22 protein-coding genes and 1 pseudogene are annotated in these 22,921 nt (G+C 44.5%); 7 read left to right on the top strand and 16 right to left on the bottom strand.

The window, feature by feature from the left end; genetic code table 11:
- Window positions 1–303: 303 nt before the first annotated feature.
- The gene (locus LA20533_RS05525) at window positions 304–504 is read left to right on the top strand and encodes a DUF3173 family protein (protein ID WP_000633907.1); all 201 of its coding nucleotides are present in this window, start codon (window positions 304–306) and stop codon (window positions 502–504) included.
- Window positions 505–530: 26 nt separating this feature from the next.
- On the top strand, window positions 531–1,724 hold the full coding sequence (locus LA20533_RS05520; protein WP_000237797.1) for a site-specific integrase: 1,194 nt from the start codon (window positions 531–533) through the stop codon (window positions 1,722–1,724).
- Between the two features lie 67 nt (window positions 1,725–1,791).
- On the opposite strand, the gene guaA is transcribed toward LA20533_RS05520, so the two are convergent.
- The 3 genes from guaA to LA20533_RS05505 all read right to left on the bottom strand — a co-directional run bounded on the left by guaA (window position 1,792) and on the right by LA20533_RS05505 (window position 4,822).
- Window positions 1,792–3,336: a glutamine-hydrolyzing GMP synthase gene (gene guaA, locus LA20533_RS05515; RefSeq protein WP_141322594.1), complete on the bottom strand. Its 1,545-nt coding sequence runs from the start codon at window positions 3,334–3,336 to the stop codon at window positions 1,792–1,794.
- 108 nt (window positions 3,337–3,444) lie between these two features.
- Window positions 3,445–4,365 carry a type I pantothenate kinase gene (coaA, locus tag LA20533_RS05510; RefSeq protein WP_056947093.1) on the bottom strand — a complete coding sequence of 307 codons (921 nt, stop codon included), beginning with the start codon at window positions 4,363–4,365 and terminating at the stop codon, window positions 3,445–3,447.
- Window positions 4,349–4,822: an acyl-CoA thioesterase gene (locus LA20533_RS05505; RefSeq protein WP_054745602.1), complete on the bottom strand. Its 474-nt coding sequence runs from the start codon at window positions 4,820–4,822 to the stop codon at window positions 4,349–4,351. Before LA20533_RS05505 ends, coaA begins: the two co-directional genes overlap by 17 nt.
- Before the next feature lie 79 nt (window positions 4,823–4,901).
- On the opposite strand from LA20533_RS05505, the gene LA20533_RS05500 reads away from it, so the two are divergent.
- A complete protein-coding gene (locus LA20533_RS05500) occupies window positions 4,902–5,471 on the top strand; it encodes an SGNH/GDSL hydrolase family protein (RefSeq protein WP_056947096.1) in 570 nt (189 codons plus the stop codon).
- Window positions 5,472–5,533: 62 nt separating this feature from the next.
- Here LA20533_RS05500 and LA20533_RS05495 read toward each other — a convergent pair whose 3' ends face one another.
- From LA20533_RS05495 to LA20533_RS08670, 4 genes are all read right to left on the bottom strand, one after another.
- Window positions 5,534–6,835, bottom strand: coding sequence for an NAD(P)H-dependent oxidoreductase (locus LA20533_RS05495; protein WP_056947099.1), 1,302 nt, complete (start codon window positions 6,833–6,835; stop codon window positions 5,534–5,536).
- Window positions 6,836–6,855: 20 nt separating this feature from the next.
- Window positions 6,856–7,467, bottom strand: a complete 612-nt coding sequence (locus LA20533_RS05490) for an NADPH-dependent FMN reductase (protein ID WP_054745606.1) — start codon at window positions 7,465–7,467, stop codon at window positions 6,856–6,858.
- 170 nt (window positions 7,468–7,637) lie between these two features.
- The gene (gene helD, locus LA20533_RS05485) at window positions 7,638–9,947 is read right to left on the bottom strand and encodes an RNA polymerase recycling motor HelD (RefSeq protein ID WP_054745608.1); all 2,310 of its coding nucleotides are present in this window, start codon (window positions 9,945–9,947) and stop codon (window positions 7,638–7,640) included.
- 145 nt (window positions 9,948–10,092) lie between these two features.
- Window positions 10,093–10,260 (bottom strand): hypothetical protein, encoded by a 168-nt coding sequence (locus tag LA20533_RS08670; RefSeq protein ID WP_169787591.1) that lies wholly within the window; start codon window positions 10,258–10,260, stop codon window positions 10,093–10,095.
- Window positions 10,261–10,352: 92 nt separating this feature from the next.
- Here LA20533_RS08670 and LA20533_RS05480 point away from each other — a divergent pair, with 92 nt between their 5' ends.
- A complete protein-coding gene (locus LA20533_RS05480) occupies window positions 10,353–11,009 on the top strand; it encodes a histidine phosphatase family protein (RefSeq protein ID WP_054745610.1) in 657 nt (218 codons plus the stop codon).
- A gap of 183 nt (window positions 11,010–11,192) precedes the next feature.
- Here LA20533_RS05480 and LA20533_RS05475 read toward each other — a convergent pair whose 3' ends face one another.
- Window positions 11,193–13,007, bottom strand: coding sequence for an ABC transporter permease (locus LA20533_RS05475; protein ID WP_054745612.1), 1,815 nt, complete (start codon window positions 13,005–13,007; stop codon window positions 11,193–11,195).
- A 10-nt stretch (window positions 13,008–13,017) separates the two neighbouring features.
- Window positions 13,018–13,776: an ABC transporter ATP-binding protein gene (locus tag LA20533_RS05470; protein ID WP_054745614.1), complete on the bottom strand. Its 759-nt coding sequence runs from the start codon at window positions 13,774–13,776 to the stop codon at window positions 13,018–13,020.
- A gap of 239 nt (window positions 13,777–14,015) precedes the next feature.
- On the opposite strand from LA20533_RS05470, the pseudogene LA20533_RS05465 reads away from it, so the two are divergent.
- A pseudogene (locus LA20533_RS05465) lies at window positions 14,016–15,046 on the top strand (amino acid permease).
- A 269-nt stretch (window positions 15,047–15,315) separates the two neighbouring features.
- Window positions 15,316–16,635, top strand: a complete 1,320-nt coding sequence (gene hflX, locus LA20533_RS05460) for a GTPase HflX (protein WP_056947102.1) — start codon at window positions 15,316–15,318, stop codon at window positions 16,633–16,635.
- 96 nt (window positions 16,636–16,731) lie between these two features.
- Here hflX and LA20533_RS05455 read toward each other — a convergent pair whose 3' ends face one another.
- The 6 genes from LA20533_RS05455 to LA20533_RS05430 form a co-directional block, all read right to left on the bottom strand.
- Window positions 16,732–17,391, bottom strand: a complete 660-nt coding sequence (locus tag LA20533_RS05455; RefSeq protein WP_054745616.1) for an amino acid ABC transporter permease — start codon at window positions 17,389–17,391, stop codon at window positions 16,732–16,734.
- A 7-nt stretch (window positions 17,392–17,398) separates the two neighbouring features.
- A complete protein-coding gene (locus tag LA20533_RS05450) occupies window positions 17,399–18,040 on the bottom strand; it encodes an amino acid ABC transporter permease (protein ID WP_054745618.1) in 642 nt (213 codons plus the stop codon).
- Window positions 18,037–18,861: a transporter substrate-binding domain-containing protein gene (locus LA20533_RS05445; RefSeq protein WP_056947105.1), complete on the bottom strand. Its 825-nt coding sequence runs from the start codon at window positions 18,859–18,861 to the stop codon at window positions 18,037–18,039. The genes LA20533_RS05450 and LA20533_RS05445 overlap by 4 nt, the downstream gene beginning before the upstream one ends.
- 14 nt (window positions 18,862–18,875) lie before the next feature.
- Window positions 18,876–19,613, bottom strand: a complete 738-nt coding sequence (locus LA20533_RS05440) for an amino acid ABC transporter ATP-binding protein (protein ID WP_054745803.1) — start codon at window positions 19,611–19,613, stop codon at window positions 18,876–18,878.
- A 189-nt stretch (window positions 19,614–19,802) separates the two neighbouring features.
- A complete protein-coding gene (locus LA20533_RS05435; protein WP_056947108.1) occupies window positions 19,803–20,954 on the bottom strand; it encodes a C40 family peptidase in 1,152 nt (383 codons plus the stop codon).
- A gap of 145 nt (window positions 20,955–21,099) precedes the next feature.
- The gene (locus LA20533_RS05430; RefSeq protein WP_054745624.1) at window positions 21,100–21,657 is read right to left on the bottom strand and encodes a guanylate kinase; all 558 of its coding nucleotides are present in this window, start codon (window positions 21,655–21,657) and stop codon (window positions 21,100–21,102) included.
- 80 nt (window positions 21,658–21,737) lie between these two features.
- Between LA20533_RS05430 and LA20533_RS05425 the strand changes: the two genes are divergently transcribed.
- Window positions 21,738–21,947 (top strand): DUF2187 family protein, encoded by a 210-nt coding sequence (locus LA20533_RS05425; protein ID WP_056947111.1) that lies wholly within the window; start codon window positions 21,738–21,740, stop codon window positions 21,945–21,947.
- 61 nt (window positions 21,948–22,008) lie between these two features.
- Here LA20533_RS05425 and LA20533_RS05420 read toward each other — a convergent pair whose 3' ends face one another.
- Entirely contained in the window at window positions 22,009–22,641 is a 633-nt protein-coding gene (locus tag LA20533_RS05420; protein WP_056947115.1) for an LVIS_2131 family protein, read from the bottom strand.
- Between the last annotated feature and the right edge of the window lie 280 nt (window positions 22,642–22,921).

Genomic DNA, 22,921 nt, shown 5'->3' with positions numbered 1-22,921 from the left:
TACAAAATTAGTGAGCGATTCATGTTAGTAATTCGAAAGTAATCTTTAGCAGGATTGCTGCCATGACTTTCTTATCGTGATAATGATACTCCCGTATAGCCATAGTCCGAGCGTTAGAAGCGTCACAGGCAATGGGTACGGCTACATGAGAACCATGCAGAAGTGAAATTCCTGTGAGCTTTGCTAGAGCTGTTCGATTGCTAAGATATTCTTCTCTTGTCAGTGTATTATTATAAAACTATTTGATATAATTATAGGTGAATATTGGAGTTTTCCTAGCCTATAATTGGGAAAGGAGTAATAATGATAACGGTCACAAAAAAGGATTTAGTTGAGCTAGGATATGGAACTTCTTTTTCAGCAGACATCATAAAAAAAGCAAAAGAATTGATGATTACAAAAGGGCATATCTACTATCAATCTCGAAAGCTAGATAGAGTCCCTCGTGAAGCTGTTGAAGAAATTCTAGGAATTCGGTTTTCAAATGAAAACAGGTCTGAGTAGTTTTTGCACAGTAAGGAGTAAAAACTATGGTTAAAGACCCAATAAAAAAAGCAAAGAATGGAACCTATTATTTTCGTGCAAATCTAGGTTATGATTCTAAAGGGAAAAAAATTCAAAAATATCGTAGTGGATTCACTACTAAAAAAGAAGCAAGAGAAGAATATTCGAAACTGCTATTGATGAAACCAGAAGAATTAAGTGAGAATAAGGATAAAATGACGTTTAAACATTATATCTTTGAAATTTTCCTTCCATGGTATAAGACACAGGTAAAGCTCAGAACATATGAAAATCGCTTACCAACTATTAAGAAGCATTTCTCTTATTTTGATAAAATGGCTGTTTCCGATATTGAGCCTATTGATGTGCAAAATTGGCAACTAAAATTATCAAAGAAGTGTAAGTCTTCTTATGTAAGAGCTGTTCAAGGACTATTTTCAGTTGCTATGGATCGAGCAATTGTCCTTGGGATAACCACCACAAATCCATCTAAGATTATTGGCAATGTGAAAAAGCAAAAGTCTAAAATTGAATTTTGGACAAAAGAAGAATTTGAAAAAGTAATCTCTCTAATTTACAAAGAAGATTACTATCAACACTTTTTATTTATCTCTCTGTGGTTTTTATTTATGACTGGAATGCGAATTGGTGAAGCTACTGCCATTCAATGGGAAGATATTGATTTTGACTCAGGAGTACTAACCATCAACAAAACACTCTATTACAAGAATCAATCGAATTATAGATTTGTTGAACCAAAAACAAAGGCGAGCGTTCGTCATATTGTATTAGATAAATGCACATTAACTTATTTATCCGAATGGAAGGAAGTACAACAAAATCTAATTCAGACAGACTTTGTAATGAGCTATAACGGTATTCCTACCCAAAAACATACACTATCATATGCTATTGAACGCTATGCTAAGCTGGCTGGTATCCATCGAATCAGAATCCATGGGTTACGGCATTCTCATGCTTCCTTGTTAATCAGTATGGGAGAAAATCCACTTATCATTAAAGATCGTCTAGGACACGAAGATATTGAGACGACTTTAGGAACGTATGGACATCTTTATCCTAACAGTAATTTCGAGGTAGCTAACAAATTAAATGGAGCCATTTCCTTTAAAGAAGCAAAACAAAATTATGATACTTCACCAAAGAATCAATTTACTGTAGACTACTTGCGAAACAAAGAAATGAAAAAAGTGCAATAAAAGTGCAGTAAAAAGATAAGAAGAGCCAGAAACCCTTGGTATAAGAGGATTTCTAGCTCTCCTACAACTACTCCCACTCAATCGTTGCCGGTGGCTTACTCGTGATATCGTACACTACGCGATTAACGTGTGCGACCTCATTAACGATGCGCACCGAAATCTTCTGCAACACATCCCACGGAATCTGTGCAAAGTCGGCGGTCATTCCATCAACGGATGTCACAGCACGGATACCGATTGTGTAATCGTATGTCCGACCGTCACCCATCACGCCGACACTTCTAATGCCTGGTAAGACAGTAAAGTATTGCCATACCTCGCTCTCAAGCCCCGCGTTCTTGATTTCCTCACGTAGAATCAAATCAGAATCACGTACGATTTCGAGTTTATCCTCAGTCACCTCGCCGATGACGCGGATACCCAGTCCTGGTCCGGGGAATGGCTGACGCCAAACCAAATCATGTGGCATCCCCATACGCTCGCCAAGTTCACGCACCTCGTCCTTGAACAAAGTATTCAGTGGCTCAATTAACTTAAATTGCATGTCCTCAGGTAGGCCACCCACGTTATGGTGTGACTTGATAGTTGCTGCGGTACTGGTTCCTGACTCAATGATATCCGTATACAAGGTTCCCTGGGCCAAGAAATCGATGCCATTCAGCTTCGTTGCCTCATCGTCGAAGACCTCGATGAATTCCTTACCGATAATCTTTCTCTTGGCTTCTGGATCACTCACACCAGCAAGTTTATCCAAGAAACGCTTCTGAGCATCAACCTTGATGATGTTCAAGCCGAACTTGCCTTCTAGACTTTCCATAACTTGGTCAGCTTCATTCTTTCTGAGCAAGCCATGGTCAACAAAGATTGAGGTCAATTGGTCGCCAATTGCCTTATGCAAAAGCACACCGACAACTGATGAGTCAACACCACCCGAAAGACCAAGCAACACTTTTTTGTCACCAACGGTCTCACGAATCTTGTTGATTTGTAGTTCGATGAAATCATCCATCGTCCAGTTAGCTTCAGCACCTGAAATGTTGAACGTGAAGTTCTTCAAGATGTCCATGCCATATTCAGTGTTGCGCACCTCAGTATGGAATTGAATACCGTAAATTCTACGTTCGCGGTTCTCGATTGCTGCAAAAGGTGTGTTGGCACTCTCAACCACAGTAACGAACCCATCAGGTATCTTCGTCACCTTGTCACCATGACTCATCCAGACGAACTGGTTCTTTGGTAGGCCAGAGAAGAGCTCAGAGTCTGCATCGGTCACTTCGATGTCTGCCTTACCATACTCCCGCTCCGTCGAAGCCTCGACAGTTCCGCCATTTGTATAAGTAATCAGTTGCATCCCATAACAAATGCCCAACACTGGGATTCCCAGGTTGAAAATTTCTTGGTCAATCGTAAATGCCCCATCGTCGTATACACTATTGGGTCCACCAGAAAGGATGATACCTTTAGGCGCGATGTGTTTAACCTCATCAGCTGTAATCGTGTTTGGGAATAACTCAGAATAAACGCCCAAATCGCGGATGCGGCGTGTAATCAATTGGTTATATTGACTACCGTAATCAAGCACAATAATCTTGTCGGCAGCGATATTTTCAATGTTTTCAAATAAATTAGTCAAAAGGCTACTCCGTTCTCCACAATAATCCTAACAATAACTCTATTAATAATAGCGACTTTTGACGCAACATTCAATAAAAACTACCTATTAATACTTTCGTAACCAAACAGAGTCGATTAAATGGTGCTTGGTTTTATGCAAAATCAGGTTGGCTCGCGGCTTCGTCGGCGCAATATACTCGCGTAAATTCGTGAGATTAACCTCCTGCCACACATCCTTAGCCATCTGAATTGCATCATCCATCGAGCGGTGCGCGTATTTATAGTAATAGTTCTCCGGATCATTCTGCGCCAACTCAAGGATGCGTTTAAATCGGCTGAGGTACCACTCCTCAATCTGGTCCTCATCCGCATCTAGATAGAGCGAGAAATCAAAGAAATCACTAATATATAGCTCCTGATTCGCCGGTAGTTGGAGCACGTTAATTCCCTCGACGATCAGAATATCCGGCTGTGTCACATGTCCATACTCTCCCGGCACGATGTCGTAGATGTTGTGCGAATAGATAGGGTATGTCACATCAGGCTTACCACTAGAGACGTCATTTAAGAAATCGTACAACAGGTTCATGTTGTAACTATCGGGGAACCCTTTTCGTTCTAACAAATTACGTCTATTTAACTCCGCCGTACTGTAGAGGAAGCCGTCCGTTGTAATTAGTTGAGCCTGCAGCTCGGGGTAAAGGCGTTTAAGCATCAAGGTGATCAACCTCGCACTCGTACTCTTACCGACTGCCACGCTACCCGAGATTCCAATGATAAACGGTATCTTGACCTGCTCCGTCTGCAGGAAGTGCGCGCGTTTCTCCTCCAGCTCCTTCTTCTTGGTGTAGAACAGGTGGAGATAATCGACCAGTGGTAAGTATATTTGGTCGACATCCTGCAGGTTGACCCGATCCCCCAAAGAGGTCAGATCCACCAAATCACGTTCCGTGACGGGACTCTCCTTTTTTGATTGCGCAAAGGCGCTCCAGCTTGCACGTGAATACTTCTTAAATATCTCTTTCATCTCTCGTAGTTAGCTCCGTTTTTATTTCGTTGTGCAGCGCTTGGCTGAGCTCTGCCCGTTTCAAAAATCCTGCAATGAGGTTTGCCTCAAATTCCGTCTCCGGCACCAGTTCTGGTAGTTTAACCTGCTTGTTTAGTACCACGAACGTCAGCATAGCGTAGGCCGCCAGTTCGTGTTCGCCGTTGTAGATTAATCCAAGTACCTCGATTACTCGGTCTGAATGCCCGCTCACCATGGACTTGATTGTGACCTCTTCACCGAGTGCCAGCGCCTTGATAAAGCGCACCTTATCGACCGATCCCGTCACCGCGCGCTCGTTCGTCATTTTCTTGACCGAGCCAGCCAAGGAACTATCAATCTTAGCAAGCAGCTTTCCGCCAAACAAAATACCCAGGTGGTTCAAATCCGCTTGTTCCACCTTGAAGTGGTGAATGTCAATTGTATCTTTAACTCTCATGAACAGATTCCTAACTAAATTTGTACTTACGGCTATTCTAATTTAATATAAAGAATATAAAAAGGATTTAGAGGCAATTATGGCAAAAATTATACTTTTTGGAGACTCCATCCTCGGCGGGTTTACAGATGGGCAGATGACGAATAAGGTCACCAATCAGCTCAGACAGGCTTTCCCCACCGATAAAATCATCAATAACTCAATGGCCGGTGCTACTACCGAGCAAGCCTTGGCAAATGTCAACAAGAGAGTCATCCGAGAACATCCTACCGTTGTCGTCGTCAACTTCGGCGTCAATGATGCGGGACTGGCACTTGCAATGAGTGCCGGCCGTTACAATAACAATTTAAACATGCTAGTTGAAAAAATCGGGGCGAAAAAGGTGATCTTAATTTCACCCAGTTTCACAAATTGGCGCGTGGACCGCGATCAATCGTGGACCCGCATCCTGCAGTTCGAGTTGGTTACTGAACATGTCGCCAAACACTACCAGTTACCGTTTCTGGACCTTGCTGCCTTAATGCAGCAACAACAAAATCCATTGACCCTCTTGCAGTCAGATGGCGTCCATTTAAACAATCAGGGTATTAAACTCCTAGTAGATCACCTGATTCCACTCATTAGAACCAAACTCACCACAAAAGAGTAGCCAAAATTTTGGCTACTCTTTTTTTAATCACATATCATGGATGACCCACGAATGAGTTCTGGCTAACTTTCAGAAGCACCCGAGGTACTGTCCACTGCTGGTACCTTTGGTGCCACTACTTCGGCAGGCTGCTCTGTCGCCGATGCACCACTCGTATCGTCAACCTTTGCTGCACTTGGTCCGGGTACAGTGGTAATTACCGGGCCCGCACTAGAAGCACCGGTGACCGCGCTAACCTGATTATCTGGATCCGGAATTAATTTCTGACCAGTAGTCTCTAGGTAGTACTTCACGATTGGCCACAAATCAACGACCCACTCATTAATTCCCCGGTAGTTCCCTGCCTCATCATGCATTGCCTTGTAGTAATGCATCCAGTGCCGTGTTGGGCCATTTCCGGGCACAGACATCTTGACCAAGTCGGTTTTGCCAGTCCTGAGTTGGTTAACCACGTTTGCGGCACCTTTCAGTGCCCGCGTTGGATGAACGTCGGCTAGTGGATCGCCCACTTGCCCGGGACGTCTTGGTGCTAACATTGCCTTTGGATCCTCGCCCATGCGGTTGTAGTAGATGAATTGGTTATTCTCGTCTGCATAGGTCAGTTCGATTGGCATCGAGTTCAGGAACCAGTTCAGTTGATCCACCGTTAAAATTCCGCGATCGAGCTTCACATAGGTCTTGCCTGCAACCGCATTAACTTTGGCCGCTGCCTGCTCCACCCAGTCCTCGGCTTTCATGTCAACGCCATCAATCGTGGTATCACATTTGCCAGTGGACCACATATCCTCTGCAGCGCCAGGATTGTCTGCACGCCCGTTTAACTTGTTGATCACCTGGACAAAGTCGAGGAATTTAGTTAACGTCGTCCGCAAGAACTCAACAGTCCGTTCGTCCTTCAAGTTACCTTCGTCATTGAAGGCCTCCTTAACGTTCGCCAGTAAGAACTCGTTACCTGGCATCGTAATTGCATTCACACCTGGTGATTCCAAAATCTGACGCAGGTTCAATTGCGCCCGACTCGAGCCTTGATTGTGGTATGAAGCCCCCACAATCATCACGGGTTTATCTGCAAATGGGTGCAGGTTACATGACAGCCATTCGATGACACTCTTGAGCGCTGCTGGGATGGTGTGGTTGTGCTCTGGTGTCGCAATAATTACACCGTCAGCAGCCATGATTTTCCGGTTCAGGTACTGAATTGTTGGACTATTTGATTGGTCATTACTTTGGTTAAACATGGGTACATCGGTGATGTCTAACACCTCGACGTCAACCAGATTACTAAAATGCTCAGCGATAAAACGCATCAATAATTTGTTATATGATTGTTCGGCCACAGAGCCGACGATTCCGACTAATTTCATTTTGGTAGACTCCATTTCAATTATTTATTTTCTTCCCACGAGAAATCATTAGCAATGGCCTCATCCTGCGTTTGGGTGTTGTTCAGTTGGGCGGTAATTCTGACAAAGGCCTCGAAGTCGGCAAATAAGCCTTCAAGCAACTTCACCTTCTCCGGATCCTTCAGATTCCCTTCATCGTCAAAGGCCTCGAGTGAATGACCCAGCAGATATTCTGAACTAGGCATTACCCGTGCCATCAGCTCCGGTGAGTCGAGTACTTGTCTCAAGTGCGCTTGGGCACGGCTTGAACCAAGTGAGCCATAAGAAGCACCAGTAATCATGACCGGCTTATTAACAAATGGATGTACGCCATAGGACAACCAGGCCAGTGCGTTCAACAATGCGGCGGGGACGGAGTGATCATATTCCGGTGTGCTGATAATCACGCCATCAGACTCTGCGATCTTGTTCGCTAACTGCGTTGCATACAACGGAATCGTGCGTTCGCTGTTCTTTGCGAAAACCGGTAGGTCTTTGATCTCAACCAGTTCAATCTCCGCCTGATCGGCAAAATGACGTTTGATAAACTGAAGCAAGGTCCGGTTAGTCGACTTGTCGGCATTACTTCCTACGATAGCGATAAATTTATTCATCTGAAAATCTCCTTTGAACATTATTTGCTACATCTTTCACAATTTATTGTAAGGGCTTTCAGAGATAAAAACAAGAGCTTTCTGTGAACTTTTTTACATATTTTCTTGGGAAAATATTCCAAAACAATATAAAAAAGAGCCTCCAGTTTTCTGGAGGCTCAAATATTCCACTAGCGAACTTCATATAAATCGGGTGAGATGTGCGCGAGTAGCGGACTAAATTCTCCCTGATACAAAATGGTCAACGTGTGCATTGCCCGTGAGGCAATCGTGTAGACCAGTTGGCGTTCAAAGTCACCTTGATAATTCTTGCTCGAGGCATCCCACATGATGACCGCATCGAATTCCAATCCTTTGGCCAAGTATGCCGGCACCACGATGGCTCCGGGAACGAGTCGCTGATTCTGGGACCCAATCAAAGTCGTTTTGAGCCCATTTGCTTTCAACAGTTCAAATACCTGTTGTGCTTCTTCCAGCGTCTTCGTGATTATGGCTGTGGCCACCTTTTCGTTCTCCGGCTTTTGCAGCATTGTTGCGACGACCTGGATCAGCTCTGTCACGTTTTTACGCCCGTAAACAACCGGCAATGGTCCCACTCGGTCAAACGCTTCAATCTGCTGCCCGGAACTCAGAATTTCCTTCGTGTAATTCGTCACCTGTGCCGTGGAACGGTAAGAGGTCGTTAGTTGCACAACTTTCGTCTTCTCTTCGTCAAACAAGCCTGATATTTCACTCAGAAGCGAGCTGCTATCCTCTTTGATCAGAATTGCCTGATTCAAATCACCCAGCATGGTGAACTTGGCGCGTGGAAAATTATACTTGAGGTAGGCCAATTGGAACGGCGTGTAATCCTGAATCTCATCGATAAAGACGTAACGCATCGAAGTTTCTCCGCGGCGTCCCGTAACCAAATCATACAGGTAGAGGTAAGCGGACGCGTCAGCCATCTTCACCTGGCGCTGCCTGAAGTCATTCTTCAGCTGCTCAATAGAATCCGCCCAATCAGTCTCGGTTAAACCAAATTCGCTCAACTCAATCAATTGCGGCACACGCTTTAGGAAATGCACGTATTGACCACGAATATTCAGGAATTGGTTGTGATGAATCTTCCGACTAACTGTCTTTAATTGCTGCAAAACAATTTTGCGGGCGAGAAAGCCTGTCTCCTTCGCACTGGATTCAAACTCTTGGTCGGGCCGGTCGTAGAGCTCGCGCAATTCCTCTGCACTCATGTGCTCAATCAAGTCTTGTACCCAGGGTTTGCGCGTCTCCGCGTCAACTCGTTGGTTCAATAACTTCAGCAGAGCTTCCTTCGTTGACTCAATCCGATTACGCAAATGGTAGTTCTCGTTAAAGCTGTAGTAAATTTCCTTAATCTGTTCCTTGCTGAAATAGGGCTCAGTCTGGTTCTTGAAGAAGATGTCCTTGAACTGCACACCCGCTTTCTCCAGGTGACTAGCATATCGCTTAGTCGCTCTGAAAAAGAGCACGTCATTTTTCAGCTTTTCAAGGTTAGACTGTTGATTCGTCTGGGTCTCTTCAAACTGCTGAAACAGATTCTGAACAGACAAGCCAGGAATTCTTCTGGAGAGGAATTGCCAGTATGTCATCTGGACCATGTTCTGTTCACCGAGCTCCGGTAGGACATTCTCGATGTAGTCGTTAAATAATTGGTTCGGACTAAACATGATTACCTGGTCACTGGTTAAATTACCACGGTAGCGGTAGAGCAAATAGGCTATCCGCTGCAAGATTGCACTGGTTTTACCTGAGCCAGCTGCACCTTGAACAAAAAGCAGGTCGGACTTGGTGTCCCGAATAATCTTGTTCTGCTCCCTTTGAATAGTGGTCACGATGGACTTCATCTGCGTCGATGACTTCTCGTTCAACACCTCAAGGAGCATCTGATCACCAATGGTTTCCTGGGTATCAAACATTGCCTTGATTTTACCCTGTTCAATGATGAATTGACGCTTTAGGGTCAGGTCGACCTTCTGAGGGCCATCAGGTGATTCATAAGTTACCTCACCCAGCTTACCGTCATAATAGATTGACGAAATGGGTGCTCGCCAATCATAAATGAGGAAATTATCATCACGGTCACTCAGCGAGCCCAGACCGATGTAGATGGTTTCGGCCTTTGGTTCACCCTGCTCATGAAAGTCCACGCGTGCAAAATAGGGCTTTTGTTCTAAGCGCTGCAGGGTGGCCAATTCGTGAGTTGAGTGTTGCCATGTATTATTCCGTTCTTGGAGCAGTTGTTGCTGTTGCCTGATTGAGAGCGCCGTCTCCATCGTGGCAGATGCATCCCCATAGTTCAACCGGACGTCATCATAGAAGTGCTCATTCAGATGCTTCTCCTCTGATTTCACCCGGGCGATGTCGCCAGACAACTTGGATTTTTGTTGCGTTATTTCAGCCAAGACATGGTCGAGACGTGCTTGCTCAGCGGCTTGATTCACTAACTCATGTTTGTCCATTCACTCACTCCATCCTAAAAAGTTACATAATATAATACCACACCTACACCTTTTAATCAAAATTTAATCACAAAAAAACCTCACGAAAAGTCGGACTAATAGTCTAACACACGTGAGGTACAAAGCGCAATTTTTAATGTTGATATTACTTTCTATTCTGGCGTCTCCGCTGGACCAAATATGGAATCCAATAAGTGACCACATAGCCCATTGCCATCCCGACGAAAGTCCAGACCATAATCTGGTGCAAGAACCAACCGAGAATCAGGCCAGCCAAAGTAAATAATCCCAAGATTGTACTACGATTGTTCATCAGATGTTCCCTCTTTATTCGCTATAATTCTTTATAAATTGCTACCTTTACTTTATCATAGAAAATGAGGCAATCATAAAGGAGTAGTCCAAATGAAGAAAATTTATATTATTAGACACGGCAGAACTTTTCTGAACAAGTACGATAAAATGCAGGGCTGGTGCGATTCACCACTAACGAAAGACGGCCTAGCTGGTGCGCAGGAGGTAGCTCAGGTTTTGCGGGACGTCGACTTTGGTGCGGCATTCTCATCTGATCTGAAGCGAGCAAGCGACACGGCTAAAATAATTCTCCAGGCGAACAAAAACGCGGCTACACTGGAACTAGTTGAGTCACCCCACTTTCGGGAGGCCTTCTACGGCTACTTCGAAGGCATGGGAAGCCCGGAAGCCTGGTTCCTTGCAGGAATGCCCCACGGTTTCAAGAATAAGGCAGAGATAATTAACCAGAACAACTATGACGTAGCCAAGGACTTCATGAAGGAAGCAGATCCATTCCATGACGCTGAGAACGCCGCAGAATACTGGGCCAGGGTTGATCAAGGACTGGAACTAATCAAGGCACTTCCCGATTCCGTCGAGAACGTATTATTGGTAACGCATAGTAACACCATCTCGAGTATTGCAGAACGATTCAGTCAGCCAGGCGAGTTCGCGCTCGCTCGCGGAGCCAGAAATTCCAGCATCTCGATTCTGGAACTAGCACACGACAAATTTAAGCTCGTCAGCTTCAACAAACTTACGCTCTGAGCACCAATTAAATAAGCAACGGGTCCATTCACGGACACCGCTGCTTATTTTTTTCTGGGAAAGCAAACTAGAATTGGCCACGCGCCTTGCCGGCAAGCACGACGATCACGAGTCCGACAACAAGCAGCAAGAGCCCACGATAAAAATGGTTAATCCAGTCTCCATCATTGTTTGTGTTCCTCCTTAAACTGTCTTCTTCAAGACAATGGACCGATACAGGTATGTTGTCAAGAGATAATAGATGCCGTAGAGGGCGATAAAGATCGTAAATGGCAGCCAGATTCCCTGGTAAGGTGTAAGCAGGAATGCCTTGAAGAATTGAAGGCCAAACAAGACGTGGACAATTCCGAGTATTCCTGGGAGTGCGAACAAGACCGCAATTTCCTTCGTAATCGAATTCTTCAACACACGTTCTTTCACACCAATCTTGCTGAGCATCTCGTAGCGTGCAACGTCGCTTTGAGCACCACTCAATATCTTAAACATCAAAGTACTTGCCAACATCGTGAGAAAGGCAATTCCAAGGAAGAAGCCCATGAATTCAAAGCCCGAAAACACCTGATGCATCGCCTGATACGTTATGGGCTTGGTATTTTGTGAAATATCCTTTAACTTGGGATTGGCCGCAACTTGCAGCGTTTGGATCTTCGTCAATTGCTTGACATCTTTTTGGAAGTTCACCACTTTTAAAAGCTGAACCCGCTGTTCTTGTGCACTCTCACTGCTATAAGCAGCATCAGTGAGGAAGACGTACTTCTTACCGCCGTAATTTGGGATGATGCCAGTTAACTCATAGTGGGCGGCCCCATCTGCATCTTCCAGTTGCGCCACGCTATACGTGCTCAGTTGCGTTTTAAAGCTGTTATTTTTGGGATTGTAGATGCCCTTCATATACTTCAACGGTTGGCGTTCAAACTCGGACTTGTTCAAATAAACGTTCTGGGCGTCCTCCTTGTAGTGGTACGTGGTGGTCGACTTGACGGCAACGTCCTTCAGCTCATCCTTGACCGCTTTGTCGTTTGTAAAAATTTGCGCATCAAAGTAACGCGAATTAGCCATCTGCTCTGCCATCCGGTCGAACCCAAGACCGACTGTGATGGCTCCAAGAGCTAAGGCGAACAGAATAGAAATTACAGATAAAATCCTGGTGTAATCAGTGATTCTAAAGCGTAATTGGTTCAGTGTGAAGCTCCGTAATCCCCGATAAAGGACGCGGTGATTCTTTCTGATTAGGTTGATAACCGCGATGAATAACGAGTTGAAGACGAGGTATGATCCGAGCACAATCGTCACCAGTGCGATGGGAATTGACATCAGAACTAAGTTCTGGACATTCGCCATGGACCAGTAACCGACCGCGAGCGATATGACACCAAGCACAGCCTGAACCGTAATTCGGAAGCTATTCTTCCGGTATTTAACGGGTTTATTCTGTCCGTGCAACAATTCCAGAACAGGTGTCTTGACTAAGTTTCTTCTGTTAAAGAGTGCGGCGATGAAGAACAAGACCACGAAGAACAAAATCGTGGCAATCACCGCGGGAATGTACAGGCCGACAAAACCCGGCAATGTCAGATCGAGCTGACTAATGAGGAGGCCTGATACCACCTGCGTCAGCCCGACGCCGAGGAGAACACCAATGATGGTCGCAATTGTGCCCATCAACATCGTCTCGAGGAAGATTAGCGTGCCAATCTTACCGGTTTTGGCCCCCAGCATGAGGAACATACCGTAGTCCCGTTGCCGCATACTGAGCAAGAAGCTATTCGCATAAACGATGTAGACCAAGGTGATAATTGCGAGCAAGACGACACCGAAGGCAAAGACAAACGTTGTATTGCCAGAGCTCAGCATCGAGTTGTTCGACAAGAATTTATTGTTCAGCGCCAGGCTCAAGAACATGTAGAAAATCGCACTGGAGATTGTGAGTCCCGAGAACAAAACAACGTAGTCTTTGAGCCGGCTTTTGGCGCCTGATAATGCTAATTTAAATAACATGACTCTCCTCCTACTGTCCGTATGTCCCTAAGTTATCAATAATCTCCTGGTGAAATTCATGCCGGGTCTTCGTGCCACGCACCAATTCCTGCCCAATTTTACCGTCCTTGATAAAGAGAATTCGTTGTGCATAGCTAGCCGAGAACGAATCATGGGTCACGAGTAAGATCGACACTTGATCGTTCGTATTGATGTCCTCCATCGTGTCTAGTAACTCCTTTGCACTCTTCGAATCTAACGCTCCCGTTGGCTCGTCACCGAATAGGATTGCAGGCTCGTGCACCAAAGCGCGGGCTGCGGCAACACGTTGCTTCTGCCCACCGGAAATTTCCGCAGGATACTTATCGAGGATCGCAGCAATGCCCAAACGGGTGGCAATCTTTTGGACAGCCGCATCAATTTTCTTACTATTCACACCCTGAAGCGAGAGTGGCAACGCGATATTCTCGCTGTTCGTCAAGTTCTCTAACAGGTTGAAGTCTTGGAAGATAAAGCCAATCTCCTGGCCCCGGAAATCTGCCAATTTGTCCTTCGATAACTTCGTAATATCCTGCTTATTGATGGTCACACTACCAAAAGTTGGCTGATCAAGTGTAGACAGAATATTCAGGAGCGTCGTCTTACCAGAGCCCGAAGCCCCCATGATTCCGACGAACTCGCCATTCTTCACAGAGAAGTTGACATCGTTTAGCGCTTGGTACTGCTTCTCATTTTTTTTCCCATAGATTTTGCCGAGACCTTTTACATCGACGACATTCATATTTTGCATAGTTTTATTCCTCCGATAGAACATATCTTAGCGAATAATCGGATAAATTTACTGCGTTTGACCTTACTTTCTACTAACAAAATTGTAAGTTTCTCTGAAACAAAACTTTAATTTAACCCGCTAAATAATTATAATAGTCAATTGTGTCTAAATATATGTATGAATGAAACAAAGTAAAGGGGAAAAACTATGCAAGATCTTGAACAAAAAAATACATTAGTTGGCCCGTCATTGCCTTGATGGACTTTGTCACAGTCATCGGCTTTGAAGACATCATCTACAACTTTCAGAATCAGGGCCTCGGGACCATTACCACCTGGATTCTGATGCTATTCTTATTCGTGATTCCGTACGAAATGATGGTCGGGCACCTACCTTGGTCAGGGCAACATGCCCCACACCGAGCCCTTTACCTGGAAGTCAATGATTCCAAACTTTAATCTCACTTACCTGACAACGCTCGGTCTGTTTATCTTCGCCATGAACGGTTCCGAGTACATTGCGCCTTACGTGACCGAGATGAAAAACGGGCCAAGAGATTTTCCAAAAGCAATTTGGATGCTCGCCATTATGACTGGCTTCCTGACCGTACTAGGTTCATTCTCCCTTGGAATCTTCTTTAATGCACACCATCTCCCAAACGGTTTGAAGATGAACGGCTCATATTATGCATTCCAATACATGGGAAATGAGTTTAGCATGGGGAACTTCTTCCTGTACGCCTTCGCCATCACACAGGCCATCTACATGATGGCACAGCTAGCGGTCCTAATCGATGCCGGCACCAGAATGTTCCTCTCGGATACCGCCAAAAAATATCTGCCGCAGCAACTTACCAAACTAGATGATCGTGGCCTGCCTATTAATGGTTACTGGCTCACGACCGGAATTTGTATGGTAATTATGGTGCTGAGCGCAACGCTTCCGAACATGAACTCCATCTTCAACCAACTATTAAACCTGAACGGAATTGTCTCACCCTTTGCAACGTGCTTCCTCTTTACATCGTAAGTCTGGGTGCGCAAGAACCAAGAATCGCAAGTGGGCCCTTGTCGTCGGCTGGTGGTGTCTCATCCTGACCTTTACGGCGGCAACGGGCTCCATCTTCCAAGTCGACGAGCAGTTTGGCTCTAAAGCTTACTGGCACGTCATTACTCTGAATTTAGTCGAACCATTAATCATGTTAGGTATCGGCGCTATCTTGCCTCTAATCGCCGCACACCAACGGCAAAAGGCTAAGGAACAAACACCTATTGCCAGACTACATTAAGCAATGCCCATGACCAAATTGAACGCCATAAGTGACAGTCACTTTCAATCTGTGGTATACTCAGATTATCTTATTGAAGGAGAATCCAATCATGCGTATTTTAAATTTCGTAATTGTACCAAACAATGACAATGAAAATTGAATTAGTGATGAGGATTGATCAAGTTAGCGACTGTTTCACTGTCGTCAATTAGTGCTGAAAGCCGGATCACTCCGGCTTTTTTTGCGCCGAAAAACAATCCTCTTTTGAAGACAGAAAGGTCAAATATTTGATAGACAATAAAATATCACAAACAAAAGTGATTATCGGCGGTGTGAACAAAGGGGAACCAAACTTCGACTACTACATGCGGGAGCTCGCCCAGTTGAGCGCAGCCAATAACATGGAAGTTGTCGGTCGGGTCGATCAGAACTTGGAACGACTTGTGGCAGCTACCTACTTTGGGAGCGGCAAAGTAGCCGAAATTGGCACACTCGCACAAGAGAGTGGCGCCACCCACCTTGTTCTAAACGATGAACTAAGTCCCACCCAGATCAGAAACCTGGAGCGGGAAACAAAGCTTCACGTCGTTGATCGGACGGAGCTAATCCTCGAGATTTTCTCCAATCGCGCAAAGACCAAGCAGGCCAAACTTCAGGTAGCACTGGCCAGGTTACAGTACGAATTACCGCGGCTGCACACCGCAGAGAATAGTGGCCTAGACCAACAGCGGGGTTCGGGAACCGGTGGTTCAGGTGGTGGCGGACTCGCTAACCGTGGTTCTGGTGAGACTAAACTCGAATTAAACCGGCGAACACTTGGCAAACAGATTGCCATGATCAAGGAAGAATTGCAGGAAATCAGTAGAAGTGAGGCCACCAGAAGAAAAGAAAGAAACGAGAGTGCACTGCCGCAAGTCGCCTTGGTTGGTTACACGAACGCCGGCAAGTCAACGACGATGAATAGCTTGCTACAACTATTCGGACAGGGTGAAGACCATGAGAAGAAAGCCAAGAAACAGGTTTTCGAGAAAGACATGCTCTTCGCCACACTTGATACAAGTGTAAGACGCATCGACCTCGCAAGTAACTTCTCATTTCTTCTCAGCGATACCGTCGGTTTCATCAGTAAGTTACCACACAAACTCGTGGAGTCGTTTAAGGCCACACTACAAGAGGTTCGAGATGCAGACTTACTCATTCACGTTGTTGACGTCTCAGATGAGAATCACAAGGAGATGGTTGAAACCACTAACGCCGTTCTAAAGGAGTTAGGTGTCTTAGAGACGCCCACGATCATTGCATACAACAAGGCTGATGAAACCGTTAGGGAATACCCCAGCATGGACGGCGACGACCTCTTCTATTCTGCAAAAGACGAGCAGTCAATGCAGCTACTTAGTCAGCTGATTACGAAAAAACTCTTTGCCGATTATCAAGTCCGCACGCTGAGACTTCCCCTAACGGCCGGTAAAGACCTAGCTTACCTCCATGCAAAGGCTGAAATACTGACTGAAGACTACACCTCAGACGGGGTGACCGTCGAAGCCAGACTAAGTCCAACCGACCAGAAGCGCTTGGAGTCCTTCACGGTGAATGTGCAGGAATAACGGCGAATCTAAACAAATCGTTTGCAAACAAAAAGCTCACTTGGAATTAACTAGAATTAGTTGATTCAAGTGAGCTTTTTTGGCAATTATGTGCGCTTATGCACCTCGTAACCTTCTATCGAAGAACTTCGCTAGTAACGACAACGAGAAGCAAACGACGAAATACATCCCGGCAAGTGCAACAAAAATCGGAATCAAGTAGTTCGTGTTCTGACCGTAGACGTTCTGCGCGTGATACAACAGGTCTGGCAGCACGATAATGGTAGCCAGGCTAGTATCCTTAACGAGTGAGACAAATTGACTCAGTAGTGGTGGAATCATCATTTTGAGTGCCTGGGGAAAGACAACATGGTACATTGCCTGAACGTAAGTCATGCCGTTTGCCCGGGCAGCCTCCATTTGACCAACTGCGACAGCATTAATTCCTGACCGGAAGATTTCCGAACACATCGCCGATTCAAAGACGGTCAAGGCGGTGATTGCCGCCGGCATGATATCCAGCCTGATGCCAAATGTTGGCAGGCCGAAATAGGTGAAGAAAATAATCAGCAACAACGGTAGATTTCGGATAATATCGATGAAAAAGCCGATGATCGCCGAGACATACTTGATTTTGGTGTAACGGATTATTCCCAGAATTGCCCCAAGGATGAAACTAAGAATAATTGCAATTACAGAGACCTCAATTGTGGTCAAAAGGCCCTGTAACAGATAACGGATGTTAATCCACGAATATGCTCCTGCCCAATCCATAATCTACCTCCTATCCTTCCCAGCGGCGCTCTAGATATCGCATTAAATAACTAAGCGGCATTGTCACAATCAGGTACAGGATACCGACAATAAAGTATGTGGGTACCTGCTGGAACGTAATACTTGAAATCTGGTTTGCCTGGTACATCAAGTCAAATCCCGCAACAAAGGCCAAGACGCTAGAGTTTTTCACGAGAGTAATCGTTTGATTACCAAGCGGTGGAATCACGATTTTGATTGCTTGCGGGAAAATCACGTGAATCATCCCTTGCATGTAGGTCATGCCGTTCGCGCGCGCCGCCTCCCACTGACCGGTTGGCACGCTTTGAATACCCGCCTTGACCACCTCGGCGAAGAAGGCTGAGGTATAAATCAACAAGCCGATCGTACCCGCCGTGAAACCATCGATACTCGTTACGTACTTCGGAATCACTATGTAAAAGAACATCGTGACTACGAGTAACGGAATGTTCCGGAAAATCTCGACATAAATCGAACCAAAAATCCGCAGAATTTTGTTTGGATTAATCTCAAATAAGGCGAAGATAATCCCTAAGAACAGACTACCAGTGAAGGCTAGAATACTAGAGAAAATAGTCATTCCAAGGCCTGAGATGAAGTCGTTCATGTAAGTTTGAAAAATCTCGATCATTGTACGTCACCTACCTTAAATCCCGGAATCTGACCGAACCATTTCAGAAGTAGTTGATTATAGGTCCCGTCAGCCTTCATTTCTGCTAGGGCCCGATTAATCTTCTTCAACAAAGGTCGTTGCCCTTTATTCACAGCAATTCCGTAGTCTTCAACCGTAAAGTTTTTACCGGCTAAGCGATAATTCTGATTGTCCGAAAGTAAGCCATACAGCATCACATTATCTGACGTCATGGCGTCAGCCTGGCCTGATTGGAGCGCCGAAAACGCCTGCGCCGCGTCAGGGAGCTGTAAAATTTTGGTGAATGGTGCGACCTTTTTGATGTTCTGTACTGAGTTAGAACCTTGCAGACCGATTACCTTTGTTCCCTGTTTCAAGTCAGTCACAGATTTAATTTTGCTGTCGCGCTTTACCATAATGGTTTGACCCGCTTTGAAATAAGGCTGAGAAAAATCCACGACCTTTTGCCTATCTGGGGTAATCGTCATGGTTGCCACGAGCGCGTCAATATTCCCATTCTTTAGTAGAGCCATCCGTGTATTACTGGTGACTGGTACGAAGTTCACTTGGACATCCTTACCGAAAATTTCGGTAGATAGTTTCTTCGCTAAGTCGACCTCGAAGCCCTCGAGCTGGTTATCCTTAATGCTCAGAATGCCGACCAAGCGCAAGTCGGATTTCACACCCCAGGTAATTTTTTTTGTTTTCTTAACTTGCTGGACAATATTCCTTGATGCCACACTTTGACCAGAGCAAGCGGTAGTCAAGAATGCTAGCGCCAAGATGCCCATGAGTGCAATGAAAAAATGCTTCTTTTTCATAATCTATTCCTCCTCTAATGGGAGATGACCTTACTCAAAAATTCACGAGCACGTTCATCTTCTGGGCTGGCAAAGAACTTCTCCGGATTATCCGATACTTCGAGTATTTGACCGGAATCCATAAATACGACCCGATCAGCCACCGAACGGGCAAAGCCCATCTCGTGGGTCACAACAACCATAGTTATTCCCTGTTCTGCGACCTTTCGCATTACCTCGAGCACGTCGCCAATCATCTCGGGATCAAGCGCACTGGTCGGCTCATCGAAAAGTATTGCTTTAGGCTCCATCGCAAGCGAGCGAGCAATCGCAATCCGCTGTTTCTGACCGCCGGATAGCTGTTTAGGATAGCTGTTGGCTTTATCAGCCAGTCCAACCATTTTGAGCAACTCCATCGCCCGTACCCTGAGCTTTGCCGGATCTTTCTTCAGCACAATCTTTGGCGCGAGCGTGATATTCTCCAATACGGTCTTGTTAGCATAGAGGTTAAAGTGCTGGAACACCATGCCGACATCACGCCGAATTTTATTTAAATCGGTCTTCTTGTCTGCGAGGTCAAAGCCATTCACGATCAGCTTCCCATCCTCAATTGATTCCAAACCGTTGATCGTCCGTAGTAGCGTCGACTTTCCCGACCCAGATGGCCCGATGATGGAGACGACCTCTCCCCGTTCGACCTTCAAGTTAATATCCTTCAAGGCCTCAAATTGTCCGTAAAACTTGTTGACATGTTCGAATTCAATCATTGCCATATAGACCACATCCTTCTCCAAAAAGTAAATCTGCTTTAACTTTACCAAAAAACAGGCCATTTGTCTTAAATAACACGATTTTTCCAAACAATTGACATTTTTCGCCGTGAAATGTACCTAATTTCTACGAGAGTACAAAAAAATACCTCCAGTAATTTACTAGGGGTACCAAGTTAATCGTTAGTTTGATTAAAGTACGCGAACACCAAATGATGCAGGATTATATGATGACAATGTTGCAATTTGTACATTTTGACCTGGTCTTGGTGCGTTAATGTACCGGTTATTACCAAGGTAGATACCTACATGGTAAGTGTTTCCGTGTGAACCCCAGAAGACCAGGTCTCCTGCTTGTAATTGAGAGACTGCTACTTGCCGACCAGCTGACTCTTGTGGGACAGTCCAGCCACCAATGTTCTTACCAACAGCATTTAAAAATACATATTGTGTAAAGCCAGAGCAATCAAATGCGCTTGGTCCCTTACCACCCCATACATACGGCTTACCAAGTTGTTGCTTAGCTAAGTTGATTACTGCTTGGATTTTAACATTTCTGTCCGAACTTTGTGATGCTGAAGTAACATCAGAAACATAACTAGATTGAACCCAATCGTTGTTACCAAGATCATACCAGACCTCTCCATTAACACTTTGAGCAGCACGAATCACCTTCCATTTAGAACCTGAAGTAAGCTTTTGACCAGTTAATTGTGGATTATTAGGATTACTGTAAATTGAAGCAGTGTAGCCAGTCTTAATCTGAACAACCTTAACTGAGGTTGAATAAATATTCAGAGTATTATTTGCAGTCAATGCACTGGCTTCAACCCAATCATTGTTCCCAAGGTCATACATTGTAACACCCTGAGTGTTTACAGTAGCGCGAATAACTTTCCACCTTGTGTTTGCATTAAGTGTTTGTGCAGCTCTTGTTTTGTCAGCATCACGATAAACTTGTACTTGAGTACTAGTCTTTGCAACTGCTGGAACTGTACTTGCACTTGAAAGAGCAGTTGATGATGCTACTAGGTACTTCGCTTCAACCCAGTCATTCTTTCCTAAATCCGCCCACTTAACACCATTAGTATCCGTTGTATAGCGGATAATCTTCCACCTAGTACCGTGTTTTAGATATTGACCAGTAAGGTTATTACCAACGCTAGGTGACTTTCTAACAGCCAGGCTGTAACCAGGTTTATAGTTAATTTTACCAACTTCTGTTGCTGCTTCTACAGTATTTGATGTAATATTTGAGTTTACTTGTTGTGCTGCTACCAGGCCAAAAGTACCCAGTAATGCTGCAGCAGAAATCTTCGTCACATTAGATTTAAATTTATTCAATTTATTTCCCCCGTTTTTACGTCCAGGTGTCTAGACCTTTTCTTACTAACGAAGATTATTGTAACCTCGTGATATTTCGAGACTGTTACAGAATAAAAGCCCTTTGGTTACACTTTATTTCTTTCTTAAGTGTTTTTTTGATTATTTAAACATTAGTTAGCGACTCAATCAGTTGATCAATCGCTGCTTTAGCAGCATCTAAACTGTCGTTCTTGATGATGTGCGCCCGCTGTAAAAGATCATCGTCAAGTGCTAAATCACGCTTGAATTCCGGACTGTGCAGCCTCTTCTCAATCTGACTTTTCGTGTCGCCCCGCTCCTCAAGCCGTTGCGCTAACTCGGCAGGTTCTGAGACAGTCAAATAGACGAACACAGCCTGCGCTGGTAGCTCCTGCAGGTAGGTGTGAACGCCTGCCGTTTCAACTATTAGTGAGACGATATCGCTCTTTTCAAAGGATTTCTGCAATGATTCCCTTGAAGAACCATATTGATAGCTACCGTATTTAACGTGTTCAAAGAAGTGCAGTTGGCGAAAGCTGTCGGCACTCTCGAAATAATAATCAACGCCGTCCTGTTCCCCAGAACGCAGTGGTCGCGTGGTATGAGTGATTACCCGTGGTATGTTGTATTTTTGGGTGAGATACCGACTAATGGTGGTTTTCCCAACACCACTTGGGCCGGCAATAATAATTAATTTCTTCATATTGATTCTCCTACTTGAAAAATGGTGCAAGATATAATACTATTTTCCTATTGCAAAAAATTAAAGAGGGCGGTTGTTTCATGAAAAAAGAAGAACTCGAAGTTGGTCAAACCGTAAGTGCAACTGTTAAAGAAGATATTAAGAAGCCATTCACTGGTAAAGTTGAAAAAATCTATGAAAATTCGGTATTACTGGAAATCGTCTCAAATGAAGCCGAAGATAACACAGCAGTTTCCGAATTAAATAATAAAATCGTGGTCAACCTGAGCTCGATTAAGAAAGCAAAGTAGCACTCAACTTCACTACAAAACATGAATAAAGGCTTGCTCATTCAGATGAGTAAGCCTTTATTTATTTGGTCTGTTGATCTTTCACAAACGTCTGATCAGGTATCCGAATCAGATAATATTCAGTTGCTACCCTGCCAGCACTTAGTCCTAAGCCGTTACGCCAATTTTTTTTATACCTGGCAACATAGGTTGCCAGATAGGCCTTTTGGTAATTTTGATCCATCTTAACCAATACCTTTTCGTCAAACGGATAGGCACTTGCGGCCGGCGATAATGGGCTCGCGCCGTCTGAGATAGAGGAGTTTGCTCCGTTAATCGTGATTTTGTTGCCGTCGCTAAGGAGAGTATATTCGACCTTTGAGTCCCTGCTTTGTACGGTGTTCACCTTAACATAGAAGGATTTATCTTGGTCAACCGTCATAATTAACGGGCGGAACTTAACACTATCCGTGATGCGCGCATGGTCATTTAATGATGGATTATCAAAGAATGTTACGATACTCATCGAAACCAGGAGTCCGCCCCAAACCACAATTTCCAGGACATCAAGTACCAGATTTTTGACAGAGAAACGCACATGGTCCATGACAATCATCTTGATATGACGTTTACGAATATTCTGGATAATAAATACGAGCAACAGAAAAACAATTATCCAGGCAAAAACACCGATATAGTTATAAGCAGATTTCATAGAATCCCTCCAATTACTTCAATTATGAGTATAAGGGAAAAAAGATGCAAGGTCACCAAAAAGAAATCAAAAATAGACCAAAATTTTATGCAGTTGAGCAAATATCCTATTCCACGTACTATATTTAGATAAACCAATTAATAAAATAACAAATCCAAGGATTTACTATTGACAATCAAGGCAAAAAATCAGACAATCACATTAACTAGTATTCAGACATTCAATTCCATACAACATCTTGTGTCTGGATGCCAAAAAAATACAAAAAATCTCACAAAAA

The sequence above is a fragment of the Amylolactobacillus amylophilus DSM 20533 = JCM 1125 genome, from assembly GCF_001936335.1.
Taxonomy (GTDB): domain Bacteria; phylum Bacillota; class Bacilli; order Lactobacillales; family Lactobacillaceae; genus Amylolactobacillus; species Amylolactobacillus amylophilus.
Note: the sequence above shows the minus strand (reverse complement) of the source record. Positions and strands in the feature narration are given on the sequence as shown.

Coding starts and splice junctions, on each gene's coding strand:
- LA20533_RS05525 (WP_000633907.1), top strand. CDS start 304: ATGATAACGGTCACAAAAAAGGATTTAGTTGAGCTAGGATATGGAACT.
- LA20533_RS05520 (WP_000237797.1), top strand. CDS start 531: ATGGTTAAAGACCCAATAAAAAAAGCAAAGAATGGAACCTATTATTTT.
- coaA (WP_056947093.1), bottom strand. CDS start 4,365: ATGAAAGAGATATTTAAGAAGTATTCACGTGCAAGCTGGAGCGCCTTT.
- LA20533_RS05505 (WP_054745602.1), bottom strand. CDS start 4,822: ATGAGAGTTAAAGATACAATTGACATTCACCACTTCAAGGTGGAACAA.
- LA20533_RS05500 (WP_056947096.1), top strand. CDS start 4,902: ATGGCAAAAATTATACTTTTTGGAGACTCCATCCTCGGCGGGTTTACA.
- LA20533_RS05495 (WP_056947099.1), bottom strand. CDS start 6,835: ATGAAATTAGTCGGAATCGTCGGCTCTGTGGCCGAACAATCATATAAC.
- LA20533_RS05490 (WP_054745606.1), bottom strand. CDS start 7,467: ATGAATAAATTTATCGCTATCGTAGGAAGTAATGCCGACAAGTCGACT.
- helD (WP_054745608.1), bottom strand. CDS start 9,947: ATGGACAAACATGAGTTAGTGAATCAAGCCGCTGAGCAAGCACGTCTC.
- LA20533_RS08670 (WP_169787591.1), bottom strand. CDS start 10,260: ATGAACAATCGTAGTACAATCTTGGGATTATTTACTTTGGCTGGCCTG.
- LA20533_RS05480 (WP_054745610.1), top strand. CDS start 10,353: ATGAAGAAAATTTATATTATTAGACACGGCAGAACTTTTCTGAACAAG.
- LA20533_RS05475 (WP_054745612.1), bottom strand. CDS start 13,007: ATGTTATTTAAATTAGCATTATCAGGCGCCAAAAGCCGGCTCAAAGAC.
- LA20533_RS05470 (WP_054745614.1), bottom strand. CDS start 13,776: ATGCAAAATATGAATGTCGTCGATGTAAAAGGTCTCGGCAAAATCTAT.
- LA20533_RS05450 (WP_054745618.1), bottom strand. CDS start 18,040: ATGATCGAGATTTTTCAAACTTACATGAACGACTTCATCTCAGGCCTT.
- LA20533_RS05445 (WP_056947105.1), bottom strand. CDS start 18,861: ATGAAAAAGAAGCATTTTTTCATTGCACTCATGGGCATCTTGGCGCTA.
- LA20533_RS05440 (WP_054745803.1), bottom strand. CDS start 19,613: ATGGCAATGATTGAATTCGAACATGTCAACAAGTTTTACGGACAATTT.
- LA20533_RS05430 (WP_054745624.1), bottom strand. CDS start 21,657: ATGAAGAAATTAATTATTATTGCCGGCCCAAGTGGTGTTGGGAAAACC.
- LA20533_RS05425 (WP_056947111.1), top strand. CDS start 21,738: ATGAAAAAAGAAGAACTCGAAGTTGGTCAAACCGTAAGTGCAACTGTT.
- LA20533_RS05420 (WP_056947115.1), bottom strand. CDS start 22,641: ATGAAATCTGCTTATAACTATATCGGTGTTTTTGCCTGGATAATTGTT.